The 19379-nt window shown below is 69.1% G+C and carries 18 protein-coding genes and 1 pseudogene; 8 read left to right on the forward strand and 11 right to left on the reverse strand.

Annotated elements, in window-relative coordinates; genetic code table 11:
- Window positions 1-153: 153 nt before the first annotated feature.
- Together LRS07_RS08950 and LRS07_RS08955 are read right to left on the reverse strand one after the other, a co-directional pair.
- Entirely contained in the window at window positions 154-1320 is a 1167-nt protein-coding gene (locus tag LRS07_RS08950; protein WP_260501583.1) for a thiolase family protein, read from the reverse strand.
- Window positions 1321-1427: 107 nt separating this feature from the next.
- Entirely contained in the window at window positions 1428-2357 is a 930-nt protein-coding gene (locus tag LRS07_RS08955) for an IclR family transcriptional regulator (protein WP_260501584.1), read from the reverse strand.
- Between the two features lie 145 nt (window positions 2358-2502).
- Here LRS07_RS08955 and fabG point away from each other — a divergent pair, with 145 nt between their 5' ends.
- The 7 genes from fabG (at window position 2503) to LRS07_RS08985 (ending at window position 10786) form a co-directional block, all read left to right on the forward strand.
- Window positions 2503-3261 (forward strand): 3-oxoacyl-ACP reductase FabG, encoded by a 759-nt coding sequence (fabG, locus tag LRS07_RS08960; protein ID WP_260501585.1) that lies wholly within the window; start codon window positions 2503-2505, stop codon window positions 3259-3261.
- A 102-nt stretch (window positions 3262-3363) separates the two neighbouring features.
- Window positions 3364-5505 carry an acetate--CoA ligase family protein gene (locus LRS07_RS08965; protein ID WP_260501586.1) on the forward strand — a complete coding sequence of 714 codons (2142 nt, stop codon included), beginning with the start codon at window positions 3364-3366 and terminating at the stop codon, window positions 5503-5505.
- The gene (locus LRS07_RS08970; protein WP_260501587.1) at window positions 5502-6476 is read left to right on the forward strand and encodes a Bug family tripartite tricarboxylate transporter substrate binding protein; all 975 of its coding nucleotides are present in this window, start codon (window positions 5502-5504) and stop codon (window positions 6474-6476) included. Before LRS07_RS08965 ends, LRS07_RS08970 begins: the two co-directional genes overlap by 4 nt.
- Window positions 6477-6493: 17 nt before the next feature.
- On the forward strand, window positions 6494-7663 hold the full coding sequence (locus LRS07_RS08975) for an acyl-CoA dehydrogenase family protein (RefSeq protein WP_260501588.1): 1170 nt from the start codon (window positions 6494-6496) through the stop codon (window positions 7661-7663).
- Window positions 7664-7672: 9 nt separating this feature from the next.
- A complete protein-coding gene (locus tag LRS07_RS21995) occupies window positions 7673-8164 on the forward strand; it encodes an enoyl-CoA hydratase/isomerase family protein (protein ID WP_312028368.1) in 492 nt (163 codons plus the stop codon).
- The gene (locus LRS07_RS22000; RefSeq protein ID WP_312028369.1) at window positions 8098-8490 is read left to right on the forward strand and encodes an enoyl-CoA hydratase/isomerase family protein; all 393 of its coding nucleotides are present in this window, start codon (window positions 8098-8100) and stop codon (window positions 8488-8490) included. Before LRS07_RS21995 ends, LRS07_RS22000 begins: the two co-directional genes overlap by 67 nt.
- A gap of 13 nt (window positions 8491-8503) precedes the next feature.
- Window positions 8504-10786 (forward strand): acyl-CoA dehydrogenase family protein, encoded by a 2283-nt coding sequence (locus LRS07_RS08985; protein WP_260501589.1) that lies wholly within the window; start codon window positions 8504-8506, stop codon window positions 10784-10786.
- Between the two features lie 50 nt (window positions 10787-10836).
- Here the strand turns inward: LRS07_RS08985 and LRS07_RS08990 are convergent, their stop codons facing one another.
- The 8 genes and pseudogenes from LRS07_RS08990 to LRS07_RS09025 all read right to left on the reverse strand — a co-directional run bounded on the left by LRS07_RS08990 (window position 10837) and on the right by LRS07_RS09025 (window position 17948).
- Complete coding sequence (locus LRS07_RS08990; protein WP_260501590.1) at window positions 10837-11793, reverse strand: Bug family tripartite tricarboxylate transporter substrate binding protein; 957 nt, start codon at window positions 11791-11793, stop codon at window positions 10837-10839.
- Between the two features lie 2 nt (window positions 11794-11795).
- Window positions 11796-12761 (reverse strand): tripartite tricarboxylate transporter substrate binding protein, encoded by a 966-nt coding sequence (locus tag LRS07_RS08995; RefSeq protein WP_409450619.1) that lies wholly within the window; start codon window positions 12759-12761, stop codon window positions 11796-11798.
- Window positions 12762-12774: 13 nt separating this feature from the next.
- The gene (locus LRS07_RS09000; protein ID WP_260501592.1) at window positions 12775-13746 is read right to left on the reverse strand and encodes a tripartite tricarboxylate transporter substrate binding protein; all 972 of its coding nucleotides are present in this window, start codon (window positions 13744-13746) and stop codon (window positions 12775-12777) included.
- Window positions 13747-13792: 46 nt separating this feature from the next.
- A complete protein-coding gene (locus LRS07_RS09005; protein WP_260501593.1) occupies window positions 13793-14767 on the reverse strand; it encodes a Bug family tripartite tricarboxylate transporter substrate binding protein in 975 nt (324 codons plus the stop codon).
- 35 nt (window positions 14768-14802) lie between these two features.
- A complete protein-coding gene (locus tag LRS07_RS09010; protein WP_260501594.1) occupies window positions 14803-15672 on the reverse strand; it encodes a TauD/TfdA dioxygenase family protein in 870 nt (289 codons plus the stop codon).
- Window positions 15673-15712: 40 nt separating this feature from the next.
- Entirely contained in the window at window positions 15713-16165 is a 453-nt protein-coding gene (locus LRS07_RS09015) for a tripartite tricarboxylate transporter substrate-binding protein (RefSeq protein ID WP_260502079.1), read from the reverse strand.
- Window positions 16056-16691 (reverse strand): annotated as a pseudogene (locus tag LRS07_RS09020) (Bug family tripartite tricarboxylate transporter substrate binding protein); the annotation flags it as partial. The gene LRS07_RS09015 and the pseudogene LRS07_RS09020, both read right to left, overlap by 110 nt.
- 30 nt (window positions 16692-16721) lie before the next feature.
- A complete protein-coding gene (locus LRS07_RS09025) occupies window positions 16722-17948 on the reverse strand; it encodes a CaiB/BaiF CoA transferase family protein (RefSeq protein WP_260501595.1) in 1227 nt (408 codons plus the stop codon).
- 75 nt (window positions 17949-18023) lie between these two features.
- Here LRS07_RS09025 and LRS07_RS09030 point away from each other — a divergent pair, with 75 nt between their 5' ends.
- A complete protein-coding gene (locus tag LRS07_RS09030; RefSeq protein WP_260501596.1) occupies window positions 18024-18524 on the forward strand; it encodes a MaoC family dehydratase in 501 nt (166 codons plus the stop codon).
- 18 nt (window positions 18525-18542) lie between these two features.
- Here LRS07_RS09030 and LRS07_RS09035 read toward each other — a convergent pair whose 3' ends face one another.
- The gene (locus LRS07_RS09035; RefSeq protein ID WP_260501597.1) at window positions 18543-19334 is read right to left on the reverse strand and encodes a class II aldolase/adducin family protein; all 792 of its coding nucleotides are present in this window, start codon (window positions 19332-19334) and stop codon (window positions 18543-18545) included.
- Window positions 19335-19379 lie beyond the last annotated feature (45 nt).

The raw sequence follows: 19379 nt of genomic DNA on the forward strand, positions 1-19379 counted from the left end.
AGGGGCACAGCGAGCGCGGGAAGTGGTGGTTCTCGCCGCAGCCCTTGCAGTGCTTGACCAGCAGCCGGCCTTCGCCGGCCGCCTTCCAGAAGGGCTCGGCCTCTGGGTAGACGGTGGGGGGCGGGGATCTTTCTTTCCTTGACGGTCATCGCGTCACTCCTTGGCCATGATGAGGGTGGCACTGCCGTGCCGCGTTCCGAGCGAGCCGCCGGTGCCGTGCGCCAGCGCCAGGCCGCAGTCGCGCACCTGCACCGCCGGATGGGCTTCGCCGCGCAGCTGGCGCACCGCCTCGATCACCTTGGTCATGCCGCCGCGATTGGACGGGTGGTTGTTGCACAGCCCGCCCCCGTCGGTGTTGAACGGCAGCTTGCCGACGCCCGAGATGAGGTTGCCGTCGGAGACGAACCTGCCGCCTTCGCCCTTCTTGCAAAAGCCCAGGTCCTCGAGCTGCATCAGCACCGTGATCGTGAAGCTGTCGTAGATCGACGCGTACTGGATGTCGGACGGCTTCACGCCGGCCTCTTCGAAGGCGATCGGGCCCGACCAGGCCGCGCCCGAGTAGGTGAGGTCGACCTTGCCGCCCAGCTGGCCCTTGACCGCCTCGCCGGCGCCGAGGATCTTGACGACCGGGCGCTTCAGGCTGCGCGCGATCTCGGGCCGCGTGACGATGAGCGCACCGCCGCCGTCGCTGACCACGCAGCAGTCGAGCCGGTGCAGCGGGTCGGCGATCAGCGGCGAGTTGACGACGTCCTCCACCGTCACCACCTCGCGCAGCATCGCGTTGGGGTTGTGCTGCGCGTGATGCGACGCGGCCACGCGAATCCACGCGAGCTGCTCGCTGGTCGTGCCGTACTCGTGCATGTGGCGCATCGCCGCCATCGCGTACATGTTGGCGGTGGCCGGGCCGAACGGAAACTCGAAGGGCGTGTCGGCGGTGGCGCCGAAGTTGCGCGGCGCGGTGCCGGTGGCCATGCCCTCGGCGCGCGGCCGGCCGGCCAGCGTGATCAGCGCGACGTTGCACTTGCCGGCGGCGATGGCCTGCGCGGCGTGGCTCACGTGCACCAGGTACGACGAGCCGCCGACGTCGGTCGAGTCGACGTGCCGCACCTTGAGACCGAGGTAGTCGACCATGCTGAGCGGGCCCAGGCCCGGGGCGTCGCCAGCGCAGTAGTAGGCGTCGACGTCCTGCTTGCTCAGGCCGGCGTCTTCGAGCGCGCCCTTGGCCACTTCGGCGTGCAGCTGCACCACCGACTTGTCGACGGCCTTGCGCGTCGGGTGCTCGAACACCCCCGCAATGCAGGCCTTGCCTTTGATCGTCATGTCTTGCTGGTCTCCTGTCGGTTGAAAGCGGGCGCGAGCGCGACGGTCGGTCGCGACGGCGACCGGGTTCGGCAGGCAGTGAATGGAGCGCCGGCGGAGCCGGGCGCTCAGCCGGTAGCGGCGGGCATTCGGCGGCGCTTCTCGGGTGCGGCGGTGGCCGCGGGCTCCGCTGTGCGCACCTCGGAGCCGGGCGCCATCGTGAGGGCCGCGCCCGCATGGCCGAAGCCGAACGAAATGCTGTCGGCCGCCTCGCGCATGTGGTGCGCGAAGTGCTGCGGGTCGGCGCGCGTGCGGCTGACGGGCGCCGCCATGGCGAGCGCCGCGATCACGCGGCCCTGGTGATCGAAGATCGGCGCGGCGAAGCCGGCAACGTCGCTGGACACCTCGCCGATGGTGATCGACAGGCCCTGCTCGCGCACTTGCGGCAGCAGCCGACGCAGGTCGGCGGCGCGTGTGAGCGTCTGCGGCGTCAACGGCGTGAACGGGGCGCGCCGCAGGTAGCGCTCGATGTATTCCTCGTCGGAGTGGGCCAGCAGCACGCGGCCTGCCGCCGAGCAATAGAGCGGCCGCGCCGTGCCGATCGCCACCGAGTAGCGGATGGACTGCGTGCTCTCGATCTTCTCGACGTAGACGGCGGTGCCCGCCTCGCGGTCCATCACCGCGACCAGCACCGTCTCGCCGCAGCGGTCGACCAGTTCGCGCATGATGGGCGTCGCGATGCGCGAGATCGACACGGTGGGCATGATGGACAGGCCCAGCCGGTAGGCGGCCGGGCCGAGCACGTAGCGGCCCTCGGTGTTGACGATGTAGCCGTAGCTGCACAGCGGGCGCAGCAGGCCCAGCAGGCTGCTCTTGGGCGACTGCAGCTCGACGCTCAGCATCGCCAGCGTCGCGCCCTGCGGCACTGCTGCGAGCTGCTCAAGAATGCGCAGGGTCCGGATCAGCGAGCGCGGTCCGGTGTCGAGCGCAACGGGGCCGTCGGCCAGCGGCTCGTCGGTTTCCCGCTGGGGCTTGCTCTGCTTTCGTTGGGTGGGCATGGGGCGTGGCAGCGTGCAGCGGACGGTGCTCATCGTACGCCGGTTGCGCGGCCCGAGGCCAAAGGTTCCTAAATACGAACGGCATTCTGTAATCCGCACGCCTCCCTAGAATCTTCGGACCCCCATCAGAGATCAGGAGCGAGACATGTTCAGTGGACAGGCATTGCAGGACCGCGTGGCCTTCGTGACCGGCGCCGGACAGGGCATCGGCGCGGCCGTGGCCGAGGCGTTCGGCGCGCAGGGCGCCAAGGTCGCCGTCGTCGACCTGCGCATCGCCAATGCGGAGAAGGTCGCTGCCGGTATCCGTGAGCGCGGCGGCCGCGCCCAGGCCTTCGCCTGCGATGTGTCCGACCGCCAGCAGGTCGACGCCGCCGTGCAGCAGGTCAACGAGGCCTTCGGCCCGGTCGAGATCCTGGTGAACAACGCCGGCATCACCCGCACGGCGATGCTGCACCGCATGACCGCCCCGCAGTGGGACGAGGTGATCGCGGTGCACCTCACCGGCAGCTTCAACTGCCTGCAGGCGGTGGTCAACGGCATGATGGAGCGCGAGCAGGGCTGGATCATCAACGTGACGTCGACGGCCGGCATCCTCGGCACGCTGGGCCAGATCAACTACGGCTCGGCCAAGGCCGGCCTGCTGGGCTTCACCAAGTCGGCGGCGAAGGAACTGGCCCGCTACAACATCGTCGTCAACGCCGTCGCCCCGGGCGCCGCCACGCCGATGACCGAGACCATCCGCACCGACCCGCGCTTCAAGGACGCGTACCTGCAGCGCGTGCCGCTCGGCCGCTGGGCCGAGCCGGCCGAGCTGGCGCCGGTGTTCGTGTTCCTCGCCTCGCCCGGCGCGAGCTACGTCACTGGCCAGCTGATCGGCGTCGACGGCGGCCTGTCGATCCACTGAGCTGCGCGCAGCACCCGCACGTCACCCCGGCCCTCGTCGGGGTGGCGCTCGCCCGTGCCCGCGCGAGCGCTCCTCCGTCAGGCCACCATTTACTCGCACGCCATGCCCGACATCCGCGATAGCGCCATGCACCGCCTGTTCCATCCGCGCTCGGTCGCCGTCTACGGCGCCTCGTCGGATCCCCGCAAGATCGGCGGCCGGCCGCTGGACTTCATCAAGTCGACGCACTTCGACGGCGCGCTGTACCCGATCAACCCTCAGCACCGGGAGATCCAAGGGCTGAGGGCCTACCCGACGGCCGAGGCCATCGAGGGCCCGGTCGACATGGCGATCGTCGCCGTGCCGGCGCCGCACGTCGTCGCGGCGCTGGAGGATTGCGCGCGCAAGAAGGTCGGCGGCGCCGTGGTGCTGAGCGCCGGCTTCGCGGAGGTCGGCGGGCAGGGGCTGGACTGGCAGCGCCAGATCACCGAGCTGACGCGGCGCACCGGCATGCGCGTCGTCGGGCCCAACTGCATGGGCCTGATCAACGTGCGGCGCGGAATGCTGGGCACCTTCACGCCGAGCGCGGCCGGTTTCGGGTTGGTGCCGGGACGCATCAGCCTGGTGAGCCAGAGCGGCGCCTTCGGCGGCTACTGCCTGTCGCTGATCCGCCAGCGCGGCCTCGGGCTGAACCTGTGGGTCACCACCGGCAACCAGAGCGACGTCGACTTCGCCGACTGCGTGCGCTTCTATGCCGACGACGAGGACACCGACGTGATCGTCGGCTACGTTGAGGCAGTGACCGACAAGGCGCGGCTGGTCGATGCACTGAGCATCGCCCGCGAGCGAGGCAAGCGCATCGTCATCATGAAGGTCGGCAGCTCCGAGGCCGGCGCCCATGCCGCTGCCTCCCACACCGCCTCGCTGGCCGGATCGGACCAGGTCTACGACGGCCTGTTCAGGCAGTACGGCGTCTACCGCGCGCGCACCATCGACGAGCTGTTCGACGTGGCCTATGCCTGCTCGCTCGCGCGCAAGCCGCCGCAGGGCAACAGGCTGGGCCTGCTCACGGTGTCGGGCGGCGTCGGCGCGCTGATGGCCGACGCGGCGGCCGACCACGGGATGGACGTCGCGCCGATGCCCGACGACGCGCAGCGGCGGCTCAAGGAGATCCTGCCCTTCGCCGGTCCTCGCAACCCGGTCGACATGACGGCGCAGCTGGTCAACGACGTCACGCTGTTCGAGAAGAACTTCAACATCATGCTGGAGGAGGGCGGCTACGACATCGTCGTGGCCTTCCTCTCCAGCGTCGGCCAGGTGCCGAGCCTGAGCGACGAGCTGCTGCAGCAGCTGAAGAAGGTGCTGGCGCGCTTTCCGGAGCGCACCATCATCATCTCGATGCTCGCCACGCCGGAGGTGCGCAAGCTCTACGAGGCCGCCGGCGTGATGGTCTTCGACGAGCCGACCCGCGCGGTGCGCGCTGCCAGCGCGCTGGTGCGCTTCGCCCGCGAGTCGGCGCGCGCACAGGCCGCCGACGCGCCGCCGGCCCTTCCCGCCGGCGTGCTGTCGGTACCGGCGAAGGCGCTCAACGAAGTCGAGGCCAAGGCCGTACTCGCGAGCGCCGGCATCCCGGTCGTGCGCGAGGTGCTGGCCGCCACGCAGGACGCGGCGGCGAAGGCGGCCGCCCGGCTCGGCTATCCGGTGGCGCTGAAGATCGCCTCGGTCGAAATCCAGCACAAGTCGGACATCGGCGGCGTGCTGCTGGGCCTGGCCGACGAGGCGCAACTGCGCGAGGGCTGGCGCACGCTGATGAAGCGCATGGCCGAGCGCGCTCCCGGGGCGAGGCTCGACGGTGCGGTGGTCGCGCCGATGGTCAAGCGGGGCGTCGAGACGATCATCGGCGTCAACCGTGACCCGGTGTTCGGGCCGGTCGTGATGTTCGGCCTCGGCGGCGTGTTCGTCGAGGCCTTCAAGGACGTCGCGTTCCGCGTCGCGCCCTTCGGCGTGTCCGAGGCGCGCGCGATGATCGACGAGGTGCGCGGCCGGGTGCTGCTGACCGGGCTGCGCGGCCAGCCGCCGGCCGACGAGACCGCGCTCGGCGAGGCGATCGCGCGCGTCTCGGTGTTCGCCGCCCACAACGCCGAGCACATCGACAGCATCGACATCAATCCGTTCGTCGTGCTGCCGGCGGGCGAGGGCGGGATCGCGCTCGACGCGCTGATCGTGCCACGCGCCACTGACCCCCTACCGAAGGAGCCCTCATGACGCGTTTCACAACCCTCGTGCGCCGGCGCATCGCGCTGCTGGCGCTGGGCGCCGCGCTGCTGCCGTCGGGCGCCGGTGCCCAGGACTACCCGGCGAAGCCGATCCGCATGGTGGTGCCCTTCGCGCCCGGCGGCACGACCGACGTGCTGGCGCGCATCGTCGCGGAGAAGCTGCAGCAGGTGCTGAAGCAGCCGGTCGTCGTCGATTCCAAGCCTGGTGCCAACGGCATGCTCGGCGGCGACACGGTGGCCAAGGCCGCGCCGGACGGCTACACCATCCTGCTGACGGTGGCGAGCGCCCAGACGCTGAACCCCAGCCTCTACAAGATGCCGTACGACCCGCTGAAGGACCTCGCGCCCATCAGCCAGGTGATCAACGCGACGGTGCTGATGGTGGTCAACTCCTCGGTGCCGGTCAAGACGGTGCAGGAGTTCGTCGAGCTCGCCAAGGCGCAGCCGGGCAAGCTGAACTACGCCTACGGCACCAGCGGATTGCAGCTGTTCGTGGAGACCTTCAAGGCGGCCACCGGTACGGACATCGTTGCGGTGCCGTACAAGGGCACCGCGCCGCAGCTGTCGGCCGTGCTGAGCGGCGAGGTCGCGATGACGATGGACCCATTCACCGCCATCCCGCACATCAAGACCGGCAGGCTGCGCCCGCTCGCCGTGATGTCGGCCAACCGCTTCCCCAGCCTGCCCGACGTGCCCAGCATCACCGAGGCCGGCTACCCCGGCGTCGAGCTCAACTCGTGGCTCGCGCTGTACGCGCCGGGGGCGACGCCCAAGCCGATCATCAAGACGCTGCACGAGGCGATCGTGAAGATCGTCGCCATGCCCGACGTGCGCGAGCGGCTGCTCTCGCTGAACTACGTCCCGGTGGGCGGCACGCCTGAGCAGCTGATGCGCCTGTCGGTCGAGGAGACCGCCAAGTGGGCCAAGGTCGTGAAGGACACCGGCTTCAAGATCGACTGACACCCGAAGGAGATCGCATGGACTTCCGACTCACGCCCGACCAGGCCGCCGCCCGCGAGATGGCCATGGACTTCGCGCGCAAGGAGATCGCCCCGAACTGGCGACGGCGGGAGGCCGAGGGCGTGTTCCACCGCGACCTGATCGAGAAGATGGCGGCCGCCGGCATGTTCGGCTGCCTGTTTCCCGAGGAGTACGGCGGCAACGGCATGGGCTTCGTCGCCCAGGTGCTCATCATGGAAGAGATGATGCGCGCCTCGATCGAGAGCGGCATGCCCTTCAACAACCAGGGCGTCAACGTGCCGATGGCGATCTACCGCTTCGGCACCGAGGCGCAGAAGCGCAAGTACGTGCCGGCGCTGCTTTCGGGCAAGACCATCGGCTGCTTCGCGCTGACCGAGCCCGGCGGCGGCTCCGACGCCGCGGCCATGAGGACGCGCGCGGTGCGCAAGGGCGACCGCTATGTGCTGAACGGCAGCAAGATGTGGATCACCCTGGGCTCGGTGGCCGACCTGATCCTGCTGTTCGCCAAGACCGATCCGGACAAGGGGCACGCCGGCGTGTCGGCCTTCCTGGTCGAGACCAAGGACCTCGCCGGCTTCGGCGCCAAGGCGATCGAGGCCGACATCGGCACCCGCTGCATTCCCACGGCCGAGCTCTCGTTCCAGGACGTGGAGATCCCGGCCGACAGCCTGCTCGGCGAGGAAGGCCAGGGCTTCAAGCTCGCGATGAGCACGCTGCACTACGGCCGCGTGTGCGTGCCGGCGCGCGGCCTCGGCATCGCGCAGGCCTGCCTGGACATGGCGGTGCAGTACGCCAACGACCGCGTCGCCTTCGGCAAGAAGATCGGCGAGTTCCAGGCGGTGCAGCACACCATCGCCGAGATGCTGGCGCAAACCGAGGCGGCGCGGCTGCTGATCTACCGCGCGGCCGCCAAGGCCGAGCTGGGCGAGACCTTCGGCCGCGAGGCGTCGATCGCCAAGTACTTCGCCGGCGAGGCGGTGATGAACGTCACCGAGAAGTGCCTCGAGATCCACGGCGGCTTCGGCTTCGCGCGCGAGTTCCCGGTGTTCCGCTACTTCACCTGCGCGCGCGTGATGCGCACCGGCGAAGGCTCCGCCAACATCCAGAAGAACCTGCTCGGCATGGACGAGCTGGGCTGGAAGAAGATCGATCGCCACCCTGCCTGAGGAGGCCGCATGACCTACGAAACCATCCAGTACGAGCTGCGCGACGGCATCGGCGTGCTCACGCTCAACCGCCCGCGGCAGCGCAACCCGCTCAGCGTGCAGATGCGCGACGAACTGGCCTCGCTGATGCCGGAGCTCGCGCACGACGCGTCGCTGAAGGCGCTGATCGTCACCGGCGCCGGCGACAACTTCTGCGGCGGCGGCGACATCTCCGGCATGCGCAAGCCGGTGACTGCGCGCACGCCGTCCGAGGGGCGCAACACCATCCGCGACGTGCAGGCGTGGCTGCCGCAGTTCGTCGGCCTGGAGAAGCCGGTGATCGCGGCGGTCGACGGCGTCTGCTACGGCGCCGGCTTCAGCCTCGCGCTGGCGGCGGACTTCATCGTCTGCACGCCCGCGCGCGCTTCTGCCAGGCCTTCGTGCGCGTCGGCCTGGTGCCCGACTTCAGCGCCATCTACCTGCTGCCGCGCACCGTCGGGCTGCACAAGGCCAAGGAGCTGATGTTCACCGGCCGCGTGGTCGATGCCGACGAGGCGAAGTCGCTGGGCATCGTGTTCGAGATCCACGAACCCGAATCGCTGATGTCGGCCGCGATGGCGATCGCCGGCCGTTTCCGCGAGGCGCCGACAGAGACCATCGGCGTCACGAAGACGCTGCTCAACCAGTCGTTCCAGAGCGACGAGCGGCTGATGGGCGAGTTGGAGGGCTTCGCCTCCTCGACCGTGAAGACGCTGCCTTACCACCAGGAAGCCGTCGAGCGCTTCCTGGCCAAGCAGCCGCCGCGCTTCGACTGGGACCGGCTGGCCGGCGAAGACATGACCCGTTGATGGAGTTGATTCGATGATCGACCTGAGTTCCCGTATCGACGCGCTGAGCGACGACGAGCGCATGGTGCGCGACGCCGCGGCTGCCTATTCCTCGCGCGACCCCGAGTACCGCCGCGTGCGCGACCTGCGCGGCCAGTCGCCGAGCTACGACCGTGCCGCGTGGCGCGAACTGGCCGAGATGGGCTGGACCGGCTGCCGGCTGCCCGAGAGCGTCGGCGGGATGCAGCTCGGCTTCGCGCAGCTCGCGCTGCTGCTCGAGCAGCACGGCCGCGCGCTCGCGTCCGAGCCGCTGACCGCGGCGGCGCTGTTGGCCGGCGGCGCGCTGCTGGCCGGCGACAACGAGCCGCTGAAGCAGGAGTGGCTGCCCCGCCTGGCCGCCGGCGACTGGACACCGACGCTCGCCTGGCAGGAAGCCGCCGGCAGCCAGTCGGTGCAACCTAGTGCCACGCGGGCGACGCAGCGCGAGGGCCGCGCCGTGCTCGACGGCCGCAAGTGCTTCGTGCCGATCGGCGAGACCGCCGACGCCTTCATCGTGTCGGCCGCTGCGGCCGACGGCTGCGCGCTGTACCTGGTGGACCGCGATGCGCCGGGCCTGGCCATCAGCACGCAGACGCGCGTCGACGGCGGCACCTGGAGCGAGCTGACGCTGAAGGCGGTGCCCGCGCGTGCCGTGGTCGCGAGCGCGAAGGTGGCGGCGGCTGCGCTCGAGCGGGTGCTCGACGAAGGCCGACTCGCCGCCAGCGCCGAGTTGCTCGGCGTGATGGGGCGGGCGCTGGAGATCACCGTCGACTACATCAAGGTGCGTGAGCAGTTCGGCAAGCCGATCGGCAGCTTCCAGGCCTTGCAGCACCGTGCGGTCGACATGTTTGTGCTGGTGGAGCTGTCGCGGGCCGTGTTGCGCCAGAGCGCGCAGCGCTTCGACGCCGCCGAGGACCCCGGCGAGCGTGCGCTCGCCGCCAGCCAGGCCAAGGCGCGCTGCTCCGACGCCGCATTGAAGGTCGCCAAGGGCTGCGTGCAGCTGCAAGGCGGCATCGGCTACACCGACGAGTGCAACATCGGGCTGTTCCTCAAGCGGGCGATGGTGCTCGCCGCCTGGCTGGGCGACGCGTCGACGCACCGCCGCCGCTACGGCGAGCGTGCCGGCGACCCAAGCGAGGAGGTCGAGTCCAGCGATCCGCTGCGCCGCGAGGTGCGCAGCTTCCTGACGGCGAACTTCCCGCCCGAGTGGCGCTTCCCGGCCACGCGCATGGGCATCAAGGACACCCTGTCGTGGCAGCGCAAGCTGGCCGAGAAGGGCTGGGCCGCGCCGGGCTGGCCCACCGAGCACGGCGGCATGGGCCTGTCGGCCTATGACCAGCTCGCGATGGCCGAGGAGTTCGACCGCCACGGCGTCTCGATCGCCACCAACATGGGCATCACGATGCTCGGGCCGCTGCTGATCCGCTACGGCTCCGAGGACCAGAAGCGCAACTACCTGCCGCGCATCCTGGCCGGCGACCTGCGCTGGTGCCAGGGCTATTCCGAACCGGGGGCGGGCTCCGACCTCGCGGGCCTGCGGACCAAGGCCGTGCTCGACGGCGACGAGTTCGTCGTCAACGGCCACAAGATCTGGACCTCGTTCGCGCACGAGGCCGACATGATCTTCATGCTGGTGCGCACCGACCCGCAGGCGAAGAAGCAGGAGGGCATCAGCTTCTTGCTCGCCGACATGAAGAGCCCTGGCATCACGGTGCGGCGCATCCGCAACCTCACCGGCAGCTCGGAGTTCTGCGAGGTCTTCTTCGACAACGTGCGGGTGCCCAAGCAGAACCTGGTGGGCGGCCTCAACCGCGGCTGGACGATGGCCAAGTCGCTGCTCGGCAGCGAGCGCATCATGATCGGCAACCCGCGGCTCGCGAAGTACCCGCTGCAGCTGCTGCACCGCCTGATGAAGTCGCGCGGCCTGCTGGAGCAGCCGGCGATGCGCGCGCGCTACGACGAGCTGCGGCTCGACGTCGAGGACCTGGGCGCGTCGTTCGTGCGCATGGCCGAGGTGCTGCGCCGCGGCGACGAGCTGGGCGCCGAGGTGTCGATGCTGAAGATCTGGATCACCGAGGCGATGCAGCGCGTGACCGACCTGCTGCTCGAGGTGGGCGCCGAGGGTGCAACGCTGGATGTGCCGACGGTACTGGCCGACGGCACGCAGATGCACACCGCGAACCAGTACTTCGCATCGCGCCCGGCCACCGTCTACGGCGGTTCCAGTGAGATCCAGCGCAACATCCTCGCCAAGGCGATGCTGGAACTGCCGGGCTGAATGCTGCACCCGCACCGGCGCGCATGGCGCGCGCGGGTCGCCGCGGACGTTCACTGCGCCTTGAAGCCGGTCTCCTTGACGATCCTCGCCCAGCGCGCCGTCTCCGCGGCAATCGCCGCGGCGAATTGCTCGGGCGTGTCGCCGACCGGCTCGTAGTTCAGCGCGGCCAGGCGCTCCTTCACGTCCGGCATCGCGACGATCTTCACCATCTCCGCATGCAGGCGGTCGATGATCGGACGCGGCGTCCCGGCAGGCGCCATCAGGCCGACCCAGGAGCTCAGCTCGACGCCGCGCACGCCGGCCTCGACCAGCGTCGGCACTTCGGGCAGCACGGTCGAGCGCGTGTTCGACAGCACGGCCAGCGCGCGCAGCTTGCCGGCCTTGACCTGCTGCACGGCCGTGAACGGATCGATCGTCATCGCCACCTCGCCGGCGAGCACCGCCGCGAGCTGGGGTCCGGTGCCCTTGTAGGGGATCGCGACGATGTGGGTGCCGGTGGCCTTCTTGAAGCTCTCGCCGACGAGCTGGATCAGGCTGGTGCCGGCGGCGAAGTCGTACTTGCCGGGGTTGGCCTGGGCCAGCCCGATGAACTCCTGGATCGTCTTCGCCGGCACCGACGGGTGCACCACGATCATCGTGTTCAGCGCCGCGAAGTTGCTGATCGCCACCAGGTCCTTCTCCGCGTCGTAGGGCAGCTTGTAGAGGTTGGGCGCCAGCGTCTGCGCGCTGCCGACCGTCATCAGCAGCGTGTAGCCGTCGGGCGGCGACTTGGCCACCACGTCGGTGCCGAGGATGCCGTTGGCGCCGGCCTTGTTGTCGGGCACCACGCTCTGGCCCAGTGACTGGGTCAGCTTCTGCGCGACGATGCGCGCGAGCACGTCCGACGCGCCGGCGGGCGCGAACGGAATCACCAGCCGGATCGGCTTGGAGGGCCAGGTGTCGGCCCGGGCCGCTACGCCCGCCAGCATGCAGGCGCCACCCAGCAGGGCCTCGCGTCGTTTCGACATCGTCATTGCACCTTGAAGTTGGTCGCCTTTACCGCCTTCGCCCACTTGGCGGTGTCGGCGACGATCAGCTGCATGAACTGCTCCGGCGTGGTGCCCGCCGGCTCGTAGTTCAGCGCGGCAAGCCGTTCGCGGAAGTCGGGCGTCGCGACGATCTTGGTGATCTCGGCATGCAGGCGCCTGATCACCGGCGCGGGCGTGCCGGCCGGCGCCAGCATGCCGGCCCAAGCGTCGAGCTCGACGCCGGACACGCCGGCCTCCTGCAGCGTGGGCACTTCCGGCAGCAGCGACGAGCGCTTGGGCGACAGCACCGCCAAAGCACGCAGCTTGCCGCTCTTCACGTGCTGCACCGCGGTGAACGGGTCGATGGTCATGGCCGCCTCGCCGGCCAGCACCGCCGACAGCTGCGGTGCCGTGCCCTTGTACGGGATGGCCACGATGTCGGTGCCGGTGGCGAGCTTGAATGTCTCGCCGACCAGGTTGATCAGGCTCGAGCCGGTCGCGTAGTTGTACTTGCCGGGGTTCGCCTTGGCCAGCGCGATGAACTCCTGCAGCGTCTTCGCCGGCACCGACGGGTGCACCACGATCATCGTGCCGAGCGTGGCCACCATGCTGATCGGCGCCAGGTCCTTGATCGAGTCGTAGGGCAGCGGGTAGAGGCTGGGCGAGACGGTCTGCGCCCCGCCGGTGGTCATCAGCAGCGTGTAGCCGTCGGGAGCGGACTTGGCCACCGCATCGGTGCCGATGATGCCGTTGGCGCCGGCGCGGTTGTCGAGCGCCACCGGTTGGCCGAGGGCCACGGACAGGCGCTCGGCCACCAGGCGCGCCACCACGTCGGTGGCGCCGCCGGGCGCGAAGGGCACGATCATGCGGATGGGCTTGCTGGGCCAGGTATCGCTCCAGGCAGGCAGAGGAGAGAGCGCGGCGGCGGCGTTTGCGCCGGCGAGCAGGACGAGGCGGCGGCGGTGCATCGGGGTCGGCGCCTCACTCCAGCTTGATGCCGGCCTTCGAGATGATCTCGCCCCAGCGCTTGGTCTCGGCCTTGGAGTAGGCGGCGAGTTCCTGCGGCGAGCTGTGGTGCATCAGCGCGCCTTGCGCGAACAGCCTGTCGCGCATCGCCGGGTCCCGGGTGAACTTCTGGATCTCGGCGTTGAGCCGGGCGATGATGGGCGCCGGCGTGCCCGCGGGCGCCAGCAGCTGGTACCAGGTCGAGGCCTCGAAGCCGGGGATCGTTTCGGCGATGGCCGGCACGTCCGGCAGGTTCGGCATGCGCTTCGGCGACGCCGTGGCCAGCAGCTTGAGCTTGCCGCCGGTGACGAACGGCAGCGGCTGCTGCAGGCCGTCGAGCAGCAGGTGGATCTGCCCGCCGACCAGGTCAGTCAGCGCCGGGCCGTTGCCCTTGTAATGGACGTTCTGAACCGAGATGCCGGCCGCGTCTTCGAGCAGTTTCATTGCGAGGTGCGGCGAGGTGCCGTTGCCCGGCGTGCCGAAGTTCACCTTGTCCGGGTTCGACTTGGCGTAGGCGACGAACTCCTTGAACGAGTTGACCGGCAGCGACGGGTGCGACACCAGCACGTAGGGCAGGTCGACGACGCGGCCGATCGGCGTGAAGTCGCGCTCCGCGTCGTAGGGCAGCTTGGCGAACAGGTGCGGGTTGATGGTGAGCGCGCCGGTCGCCAGCAGCAGCGTGTAGCCGTCGGGCGGTGCCTTCGCGGCCGCGCCGACGCCGAGGATGGTGCTCGCGCCTGGCCTGTTCTCGACGATCACCGACTGCCCCAGGCTCTCGGTGAACTTCTGCGCCAGCAGGCGGGCCAGCGCGTCGGAGAAGCCGCCGGTGGCGTAGGGGACGATGAGCTTGATCGGCTTGTCGGGGTAGGTCTGCGCGGACGCGGACAGTGCCGTTGCGGCGAGCGTGAGCAGTGCCGCGAAACGGGCGAGGGTTCGAATGCCAAACATGAACGGTCTCCGGTCTTGTTGGAGGTGTTGCGGACTGGGCTGACGCTCACTGCTCGAGCTTGATGCCGGCCTTGGCGATGATCCTGCCGTACTGGTCGTACACGGCGCGCAGCATCTTGTCCGACTCTTCAGGCGTCGAAACGAAGGGCTCCATGATCTGCTGCGCCAGCACGTTCTTCACGTCGGGCAGCGAGAGGACACGGTTGATCTCCGCGTTGAGCTTGTTGATGATCGGCTTCGGCGTGCCGGCCGGCGCGATCACCATGAACCACACGTTCATGTCGATCTGCGGCATGCCCATCTCGGTGAAGGTCGGCACGTCGGGGAAGGCCGCGAGCCGCTTGGGCCCGGTCACCGCCAGCGGCCTCACGCGCTTGTCCTTGGCGAAGGGCAGCGTGGTCACCGGCGTGTCGAAGATGAACTGCACCTGGCCGCTCATCAGGTCGGTCAGCATCGGCGGCGTGCCCTGATACGAGATGTGGACCGCCTTGGTGCCCGTCTCCATCAGGAACAGCTCGGTCATCAGCCGCGTCACGCCGCCGCCGCCGATGGTGGCGACGTTGAACTGCCCCGGCTTGGACTTCATCAGCGAGATGAACTCGGGCAGCGTCGACGCCGGCACGGACGGGGTGACGTCCAGCAGCAGCTCGGTCTTGACCAGCGTCGCCACCGGCACGAAGTCGTTCATCGTGTCGTAGGGCAGGTTCTTCAGCAGGTGCCCGTTCGCGGCGTGCGAGTTGACAACCAGCATGATCGTGTAGCCGTCGGGTACCGACTTGGCCAGGGCCTGCGTGCCGATGATGGTGCTGCCGCCGGGCCGGTTCTCGACCAGCACCTGCTGCTGCCAGTTCTCGGTGATTTTCTCGCCGATCAGGCGGGCCACCATGCTGGTGCTGCCGCCGGGGCTGTAGGGCACGATGAAGCGGATGGGCTTGGCCGGATAGTTCTCGGCCTGCGCCGAGGCGAGGGAGGCGGCGGTGGCGGCCACGCAGGCCAGCAGGGTCTTGAGGATCGATCGCATGCTTGTCTCCGTTGTTGTCGCGGTGCCGTTCAGTGTTAGGCCTTGTACAGCTCGCCCGAGGGCTCGCCGAGCACCGTGGTGCGGTGCATGTGGCGGTGCGTGCCCGGCACCCGGTCGCGCAGCGCCTTGTGCATGACCGAGCGGTTGTCCCACAGGATCAGGTCCTGCGGGCGCCAGTGGTGGCGGTAGGTGTTTTCGGGCCGCACTGAATGCTCGAACAGGTAGCTCAGGATCGCGCGGCTTTCGTCGTGGTTCATGCCGGCGATGTGAGTGGTGATGCCTTCGCTGACGTACAGCGCCTTGCGGCCGGTCTCGGGGTGCACGCGCACCATCGGCTGCTTCACCGGCGGGTTGACCTTCTTGTGCGCCTCGGCCTTGGCCGAGTCGCGGCCCTTCTCGGTGTCGTGTATCGCCCAGGCATAGTCGTGCACCGCCTGCAGCGGTTCGATCATCTTCTTCATGCCCTCGGACAGCGTCTGGTAGGCGAGGAACATGTTCGCGAACTGCGTGTCGCCGCCCACGTCGGGAATCTCGCGGCAATACAGCAGCGAGCCCATCGCGGGGCGCAGCGTGTACGACAGGTCGGAATGCCAGTTGACGCCGGTCTCGCGCGTGTCCGACGGGCTGCCGTCGGCATTCGGCTTCGTGCTGACGATGAAGATCTCGGGGTGCTGGGGATGGCGGTACTTGAACAGCGCCGAGTGGTCGTCGAGCTTGCCGAAGCGCGCGCTGAACGCGATGTGCTGCTCGGGCGTGATGTTCTGGTCGCGCAGCAGCAGGATGCCGTTGTCGACCCACGCGCGGCGGATCGTTGCGATGTCCTCGCCGGGCAGCGGCCGCCTGAGGTCGACACCGAGGACCTCGGCGCCAATCCCGTACGAAAGTCGTCTGACGCTGATGCTCATGGTGTTCCTTCTCTTTGTCTGATGCGGTGGGCGCACGCGCCTACTCGGCCTTGGCGCCGGAGTCGCGCACGACCTTGGCCCACTTGGCCGTCTCGCTGTGGATGTGGCTTGCGAATTGCTCGGGGGTGCTGCTGCGCGGCTCCATCCCGAGGGCGGCGAAGCGTTCCTTCAGTTCGGGCGAGGCCATGACCCTCGCCGTCTCGGCGGAGAGCTTGGCGATGATCTCGGCAGGCGTGCCCGCTGGCGCGAGCAGCCCGTACCACACGCTGAGGTCGAAGCCGGGGAAGCCCGATTCGGCCACCGTCGGCACCTGAGGCTCGAGCGCCGAGGCGCTGCGCGGTGCTGATCGCCAGAAAGCGCAGCTTGCCGCTCTGCACGTGCGGCCCGGTGGTGGGCCACGCGTCGAACATCGCGTGGATGTTGCCGCCGAGCATGTCGGCCACGCCGGCCGCCGTGCCCTTGTACGGCACGTGCGTGATCTCCGCGCCGGCATGGGTCTTCAGCAACTCCATTGCCAGGTGGGTCGTGCCGCCGACCCCCGATGAGGCGTAGCTCAGCGCGCCCGGCCTGGCCTTCGCCAGGGCCACCAGCTCCTTGAGTGAATTCGCCTGCAGCGTCACGGGGACCGTGACGAACAGCGGCATCAGGCCGACCATACTGATCGGTGTGAAGTCCTTGATCGGGTCGAAGGGCAGCTTGTCGTAGAGCGCCGGGTTGACGGCCAGCGGCCCGGTGGCGCCGAACAACAGCGTGTAGCCGTCGGGCGCCGACTTGGCCGCCGCCGCGGCGGCGATGTTGCCGCCCGCGCCGGTGCGGTTCTCCACCACCATCTGCACCGACAGCGCGGCGGTCATCTTCGTCGCGATGGCGCGCGCCATCACGTCGGTGGCGCCGCCGGCCGGGTAGGGCACGATCAGGCGGATCGGCTTGTTGGGGTAGGCCTGCGCGCTGGCGATCGGCGGCATCGCGAGCATCAGCAGGGCCAGCGGCAGCGCGACGAGCCGACGGAACGGGTACATGGTCTTCTCCAAGGCCGGCTTTGGGAGGGGCTAGACGATCTGGCGCGCGGCCAGGCCGGCGAGTTCGTCGTCATCGAGACCGAGCAGGCCCTGCAGGACCTCGCGGTTGTGCTGGCCCAGCGTGGGCGGCGCGACGTGCGCCAGCTCCACGCCGGAAAAGCGCATCGGGTTGGCGATCATCGGCATGCGCCCGGCCACCGGATGCGGCACCTCGATCTGCATGCCGCGGTGCCTGACCTGCGGATCGGCAAGCGCCTGCGCGGCGTCGTTGATCGGGCCGCAGCCGACGCCCACGTTCTCCAGCGCCTCGCTCCAGTGAGCACTGTCGTGGGCGGCGAGAAGCTCCTCGAGCGCCGCGACCAGCTGCTTTCGGTTCGCCACCCGCTGCGCGTTGGCGGCGAAGCGCGGATCCGCCGCCAGTTCCAGCGCGCCGAGCACCTGGCAGAACTTGGCAAACTGCGCGTCATTGCCTACCGAGACCATGATCTGACCGCCCCGGCACGACAGCACCTCGTAGGGGGCGAGGAAAGGGCTCTCGTTGCCCCAGCGGCGAGGCACCTTACCGCTGAGCAGGTATGTCATGTGCAGGTGCGACATCATCGCGGTCTCGACGTCGAGCAGAGACGCGTCGATGTACTGGCCCTCGCCCGAGATCCGGTCGCGGTGGTGGAGCGCAGCGAGGATGGCCGAGCTCGCGTGCATCGCGGTGGCCAGGTCGACCACCGGCAGACCGACGCGCATCGGGCCGCCGCCCGGGCGGTCGTCGCGTTCGCCGGTGACGCTCATCAGGCCGCCCATCGCCTGGAAGATGGGGTCGTATCCGGCGCGTGCGCTGTAGGGGCCGGTCTGGCCGAAGCCGGTGATCGAGCAGTACACCAGCCGCGGATTGACCCGCTTGAGATCCTCGTAGGCGAGGCCGTAGCGCGTCAGCGTGCCGACCTTGTAGTTCTCGACCAGCACGTCGGCGGTGGCCGCCAGCCTGCGCACGATCTCCTGCGCTTCGGGGCGCGAGATGTCCAGCGTGACGGACTTCTTGTTGCGGTTGAACGCGAGGTAGGTGACCGACTCCAGGGTCGCTTCGCCGTTCGCGTCCTTCAGGCACGGACCGCCCATGGTGCGCGTGTCGTCGCCGCTGCCCGGGCGCTCGATCTTGATCACCTCGGCGCCATAGTCGGCCAGCGTCTGGCAGGCCAGCGGCCCTGCCAGGATGCGCGTCATGTCGATCACGCGAAGCCCGCTCAACAAGTCCTTGCTCATCGGTTTGCACTGCCTACAAGTGAGGAGGCCGATTCATCGCATTCACTGGCGACGAAATGACAACACGTTGCTACGATGGGACCCCTCATCACTTTTGCTGTGCGCAAGGAGACACGTATGTCCAATCGATCACTCGACGATCTTTCCGTCGGGGATGTCTACAAGAGCTACGGCCGCACCGTCACGGAAACCGACATCGTCAATTTCACGTGCTTGGCGGGCCTCAAGCTGCCGATCTTCATCAACGAGGAATTCGCGCGGAAGCACACGCCGTTCGGCGGCCGCATCTGCCCGGGTCTGCTGACCGCGGCGATCGCCGCGGGCATGATGGAAGAGATCCTCGGGCCGGCCACCATTGCGGCGCTGGAGCTGAACAACTTCCTGTTCAAGGTGCCGGTGCGCCCGGGCGACACGCTGCGCACCGAGATCACCGTCGAGGACAAGACCAATCTGTCGGACGGCAAGCGCGGCATCATGTTCGGGCGTGTGCGGGTGTTCAATCAGCGCGACGAAGTCGCCCTGGAATTCACCGAGAAGCTGATGATGCGGCGGGGTTCGGTGGAGCATCTGGTCTAGAGACAGAACGCGGCGCCGTCAGTCGCGGTAACTCGGATCTTCCCGGTCCAGCTTGCGCAACAGCGCCGCCCATTCCTTGCGGCCCAGCGGCACGAAGCCGTCCTTGCCGAAGATCTGCCTGCCCTGCTCGGCGCTCTTCGCGATCACCGCCTCCGGAATCGGATGGAGGCGCGAGTCGCCGGCGAGCGCCGCCACCTGCATCCGGCAGGCGCGCTCCAGCTGGTACATCAGCATGAAGGTCTCCCCCATCGTCTGGCCGCAGCTGAGGGTGCCGTGGTTGCGCAACAGCATCAGCTTCTTCTCGGGGCCGAGGTCACGCACCAGGCTGCGCTTCTCCTCGTCGTCCAGCGCGATGCCCTCGAACTCGTGATAGCAGAGCTTGTCCCACACCACGAGCGCGTGCTGCGAGGCGGGCAGCAGCCCGTGCTCCTGCATCGACACCGCGGTGCCGTCGCGCGTGTGCAGGTGCATCACGCAGTTGAGGTCAGGCCGCGCCTGGAGGATCGCCGCGTGGATCACCAGCACCGCGGGGTTCAGCGGGTAGTCGCTTTCGCTGAGCAGCGTGCCGCGGGCGTCGGTCTTGATGAGCGACGAGGCGGTGATCTCGTCGAACAGCATGCCGTAGGGGTTGATCAGGTAGTGGTCCGGCTGGCCCGGCACGCGGTGCGAGATGTGGGCCGAGATCAGGTCCGACCAGCCCATGCGGTCGGCCAGCCGGTAGCAAGCCGCCAGTTCGCGGCGCGCCTCGCGCTCCGCGTCCGAGATCGGCGGCGTGGCCGAACTCGGGGGACGCAATGAAGCGGTGACCATCGTTTTCTTGACTCCTGCAGCGGTGCGGGGGAGCGGGCGACGTCG

This window comes from Aquabacterium sp. J223, from assembly GCF_024666615.1.
GTDB lineage: Bacteria > Pseudomonadota > Gammaproteobacteria > Burkholderiales > Burkholderiaceae_C > J223.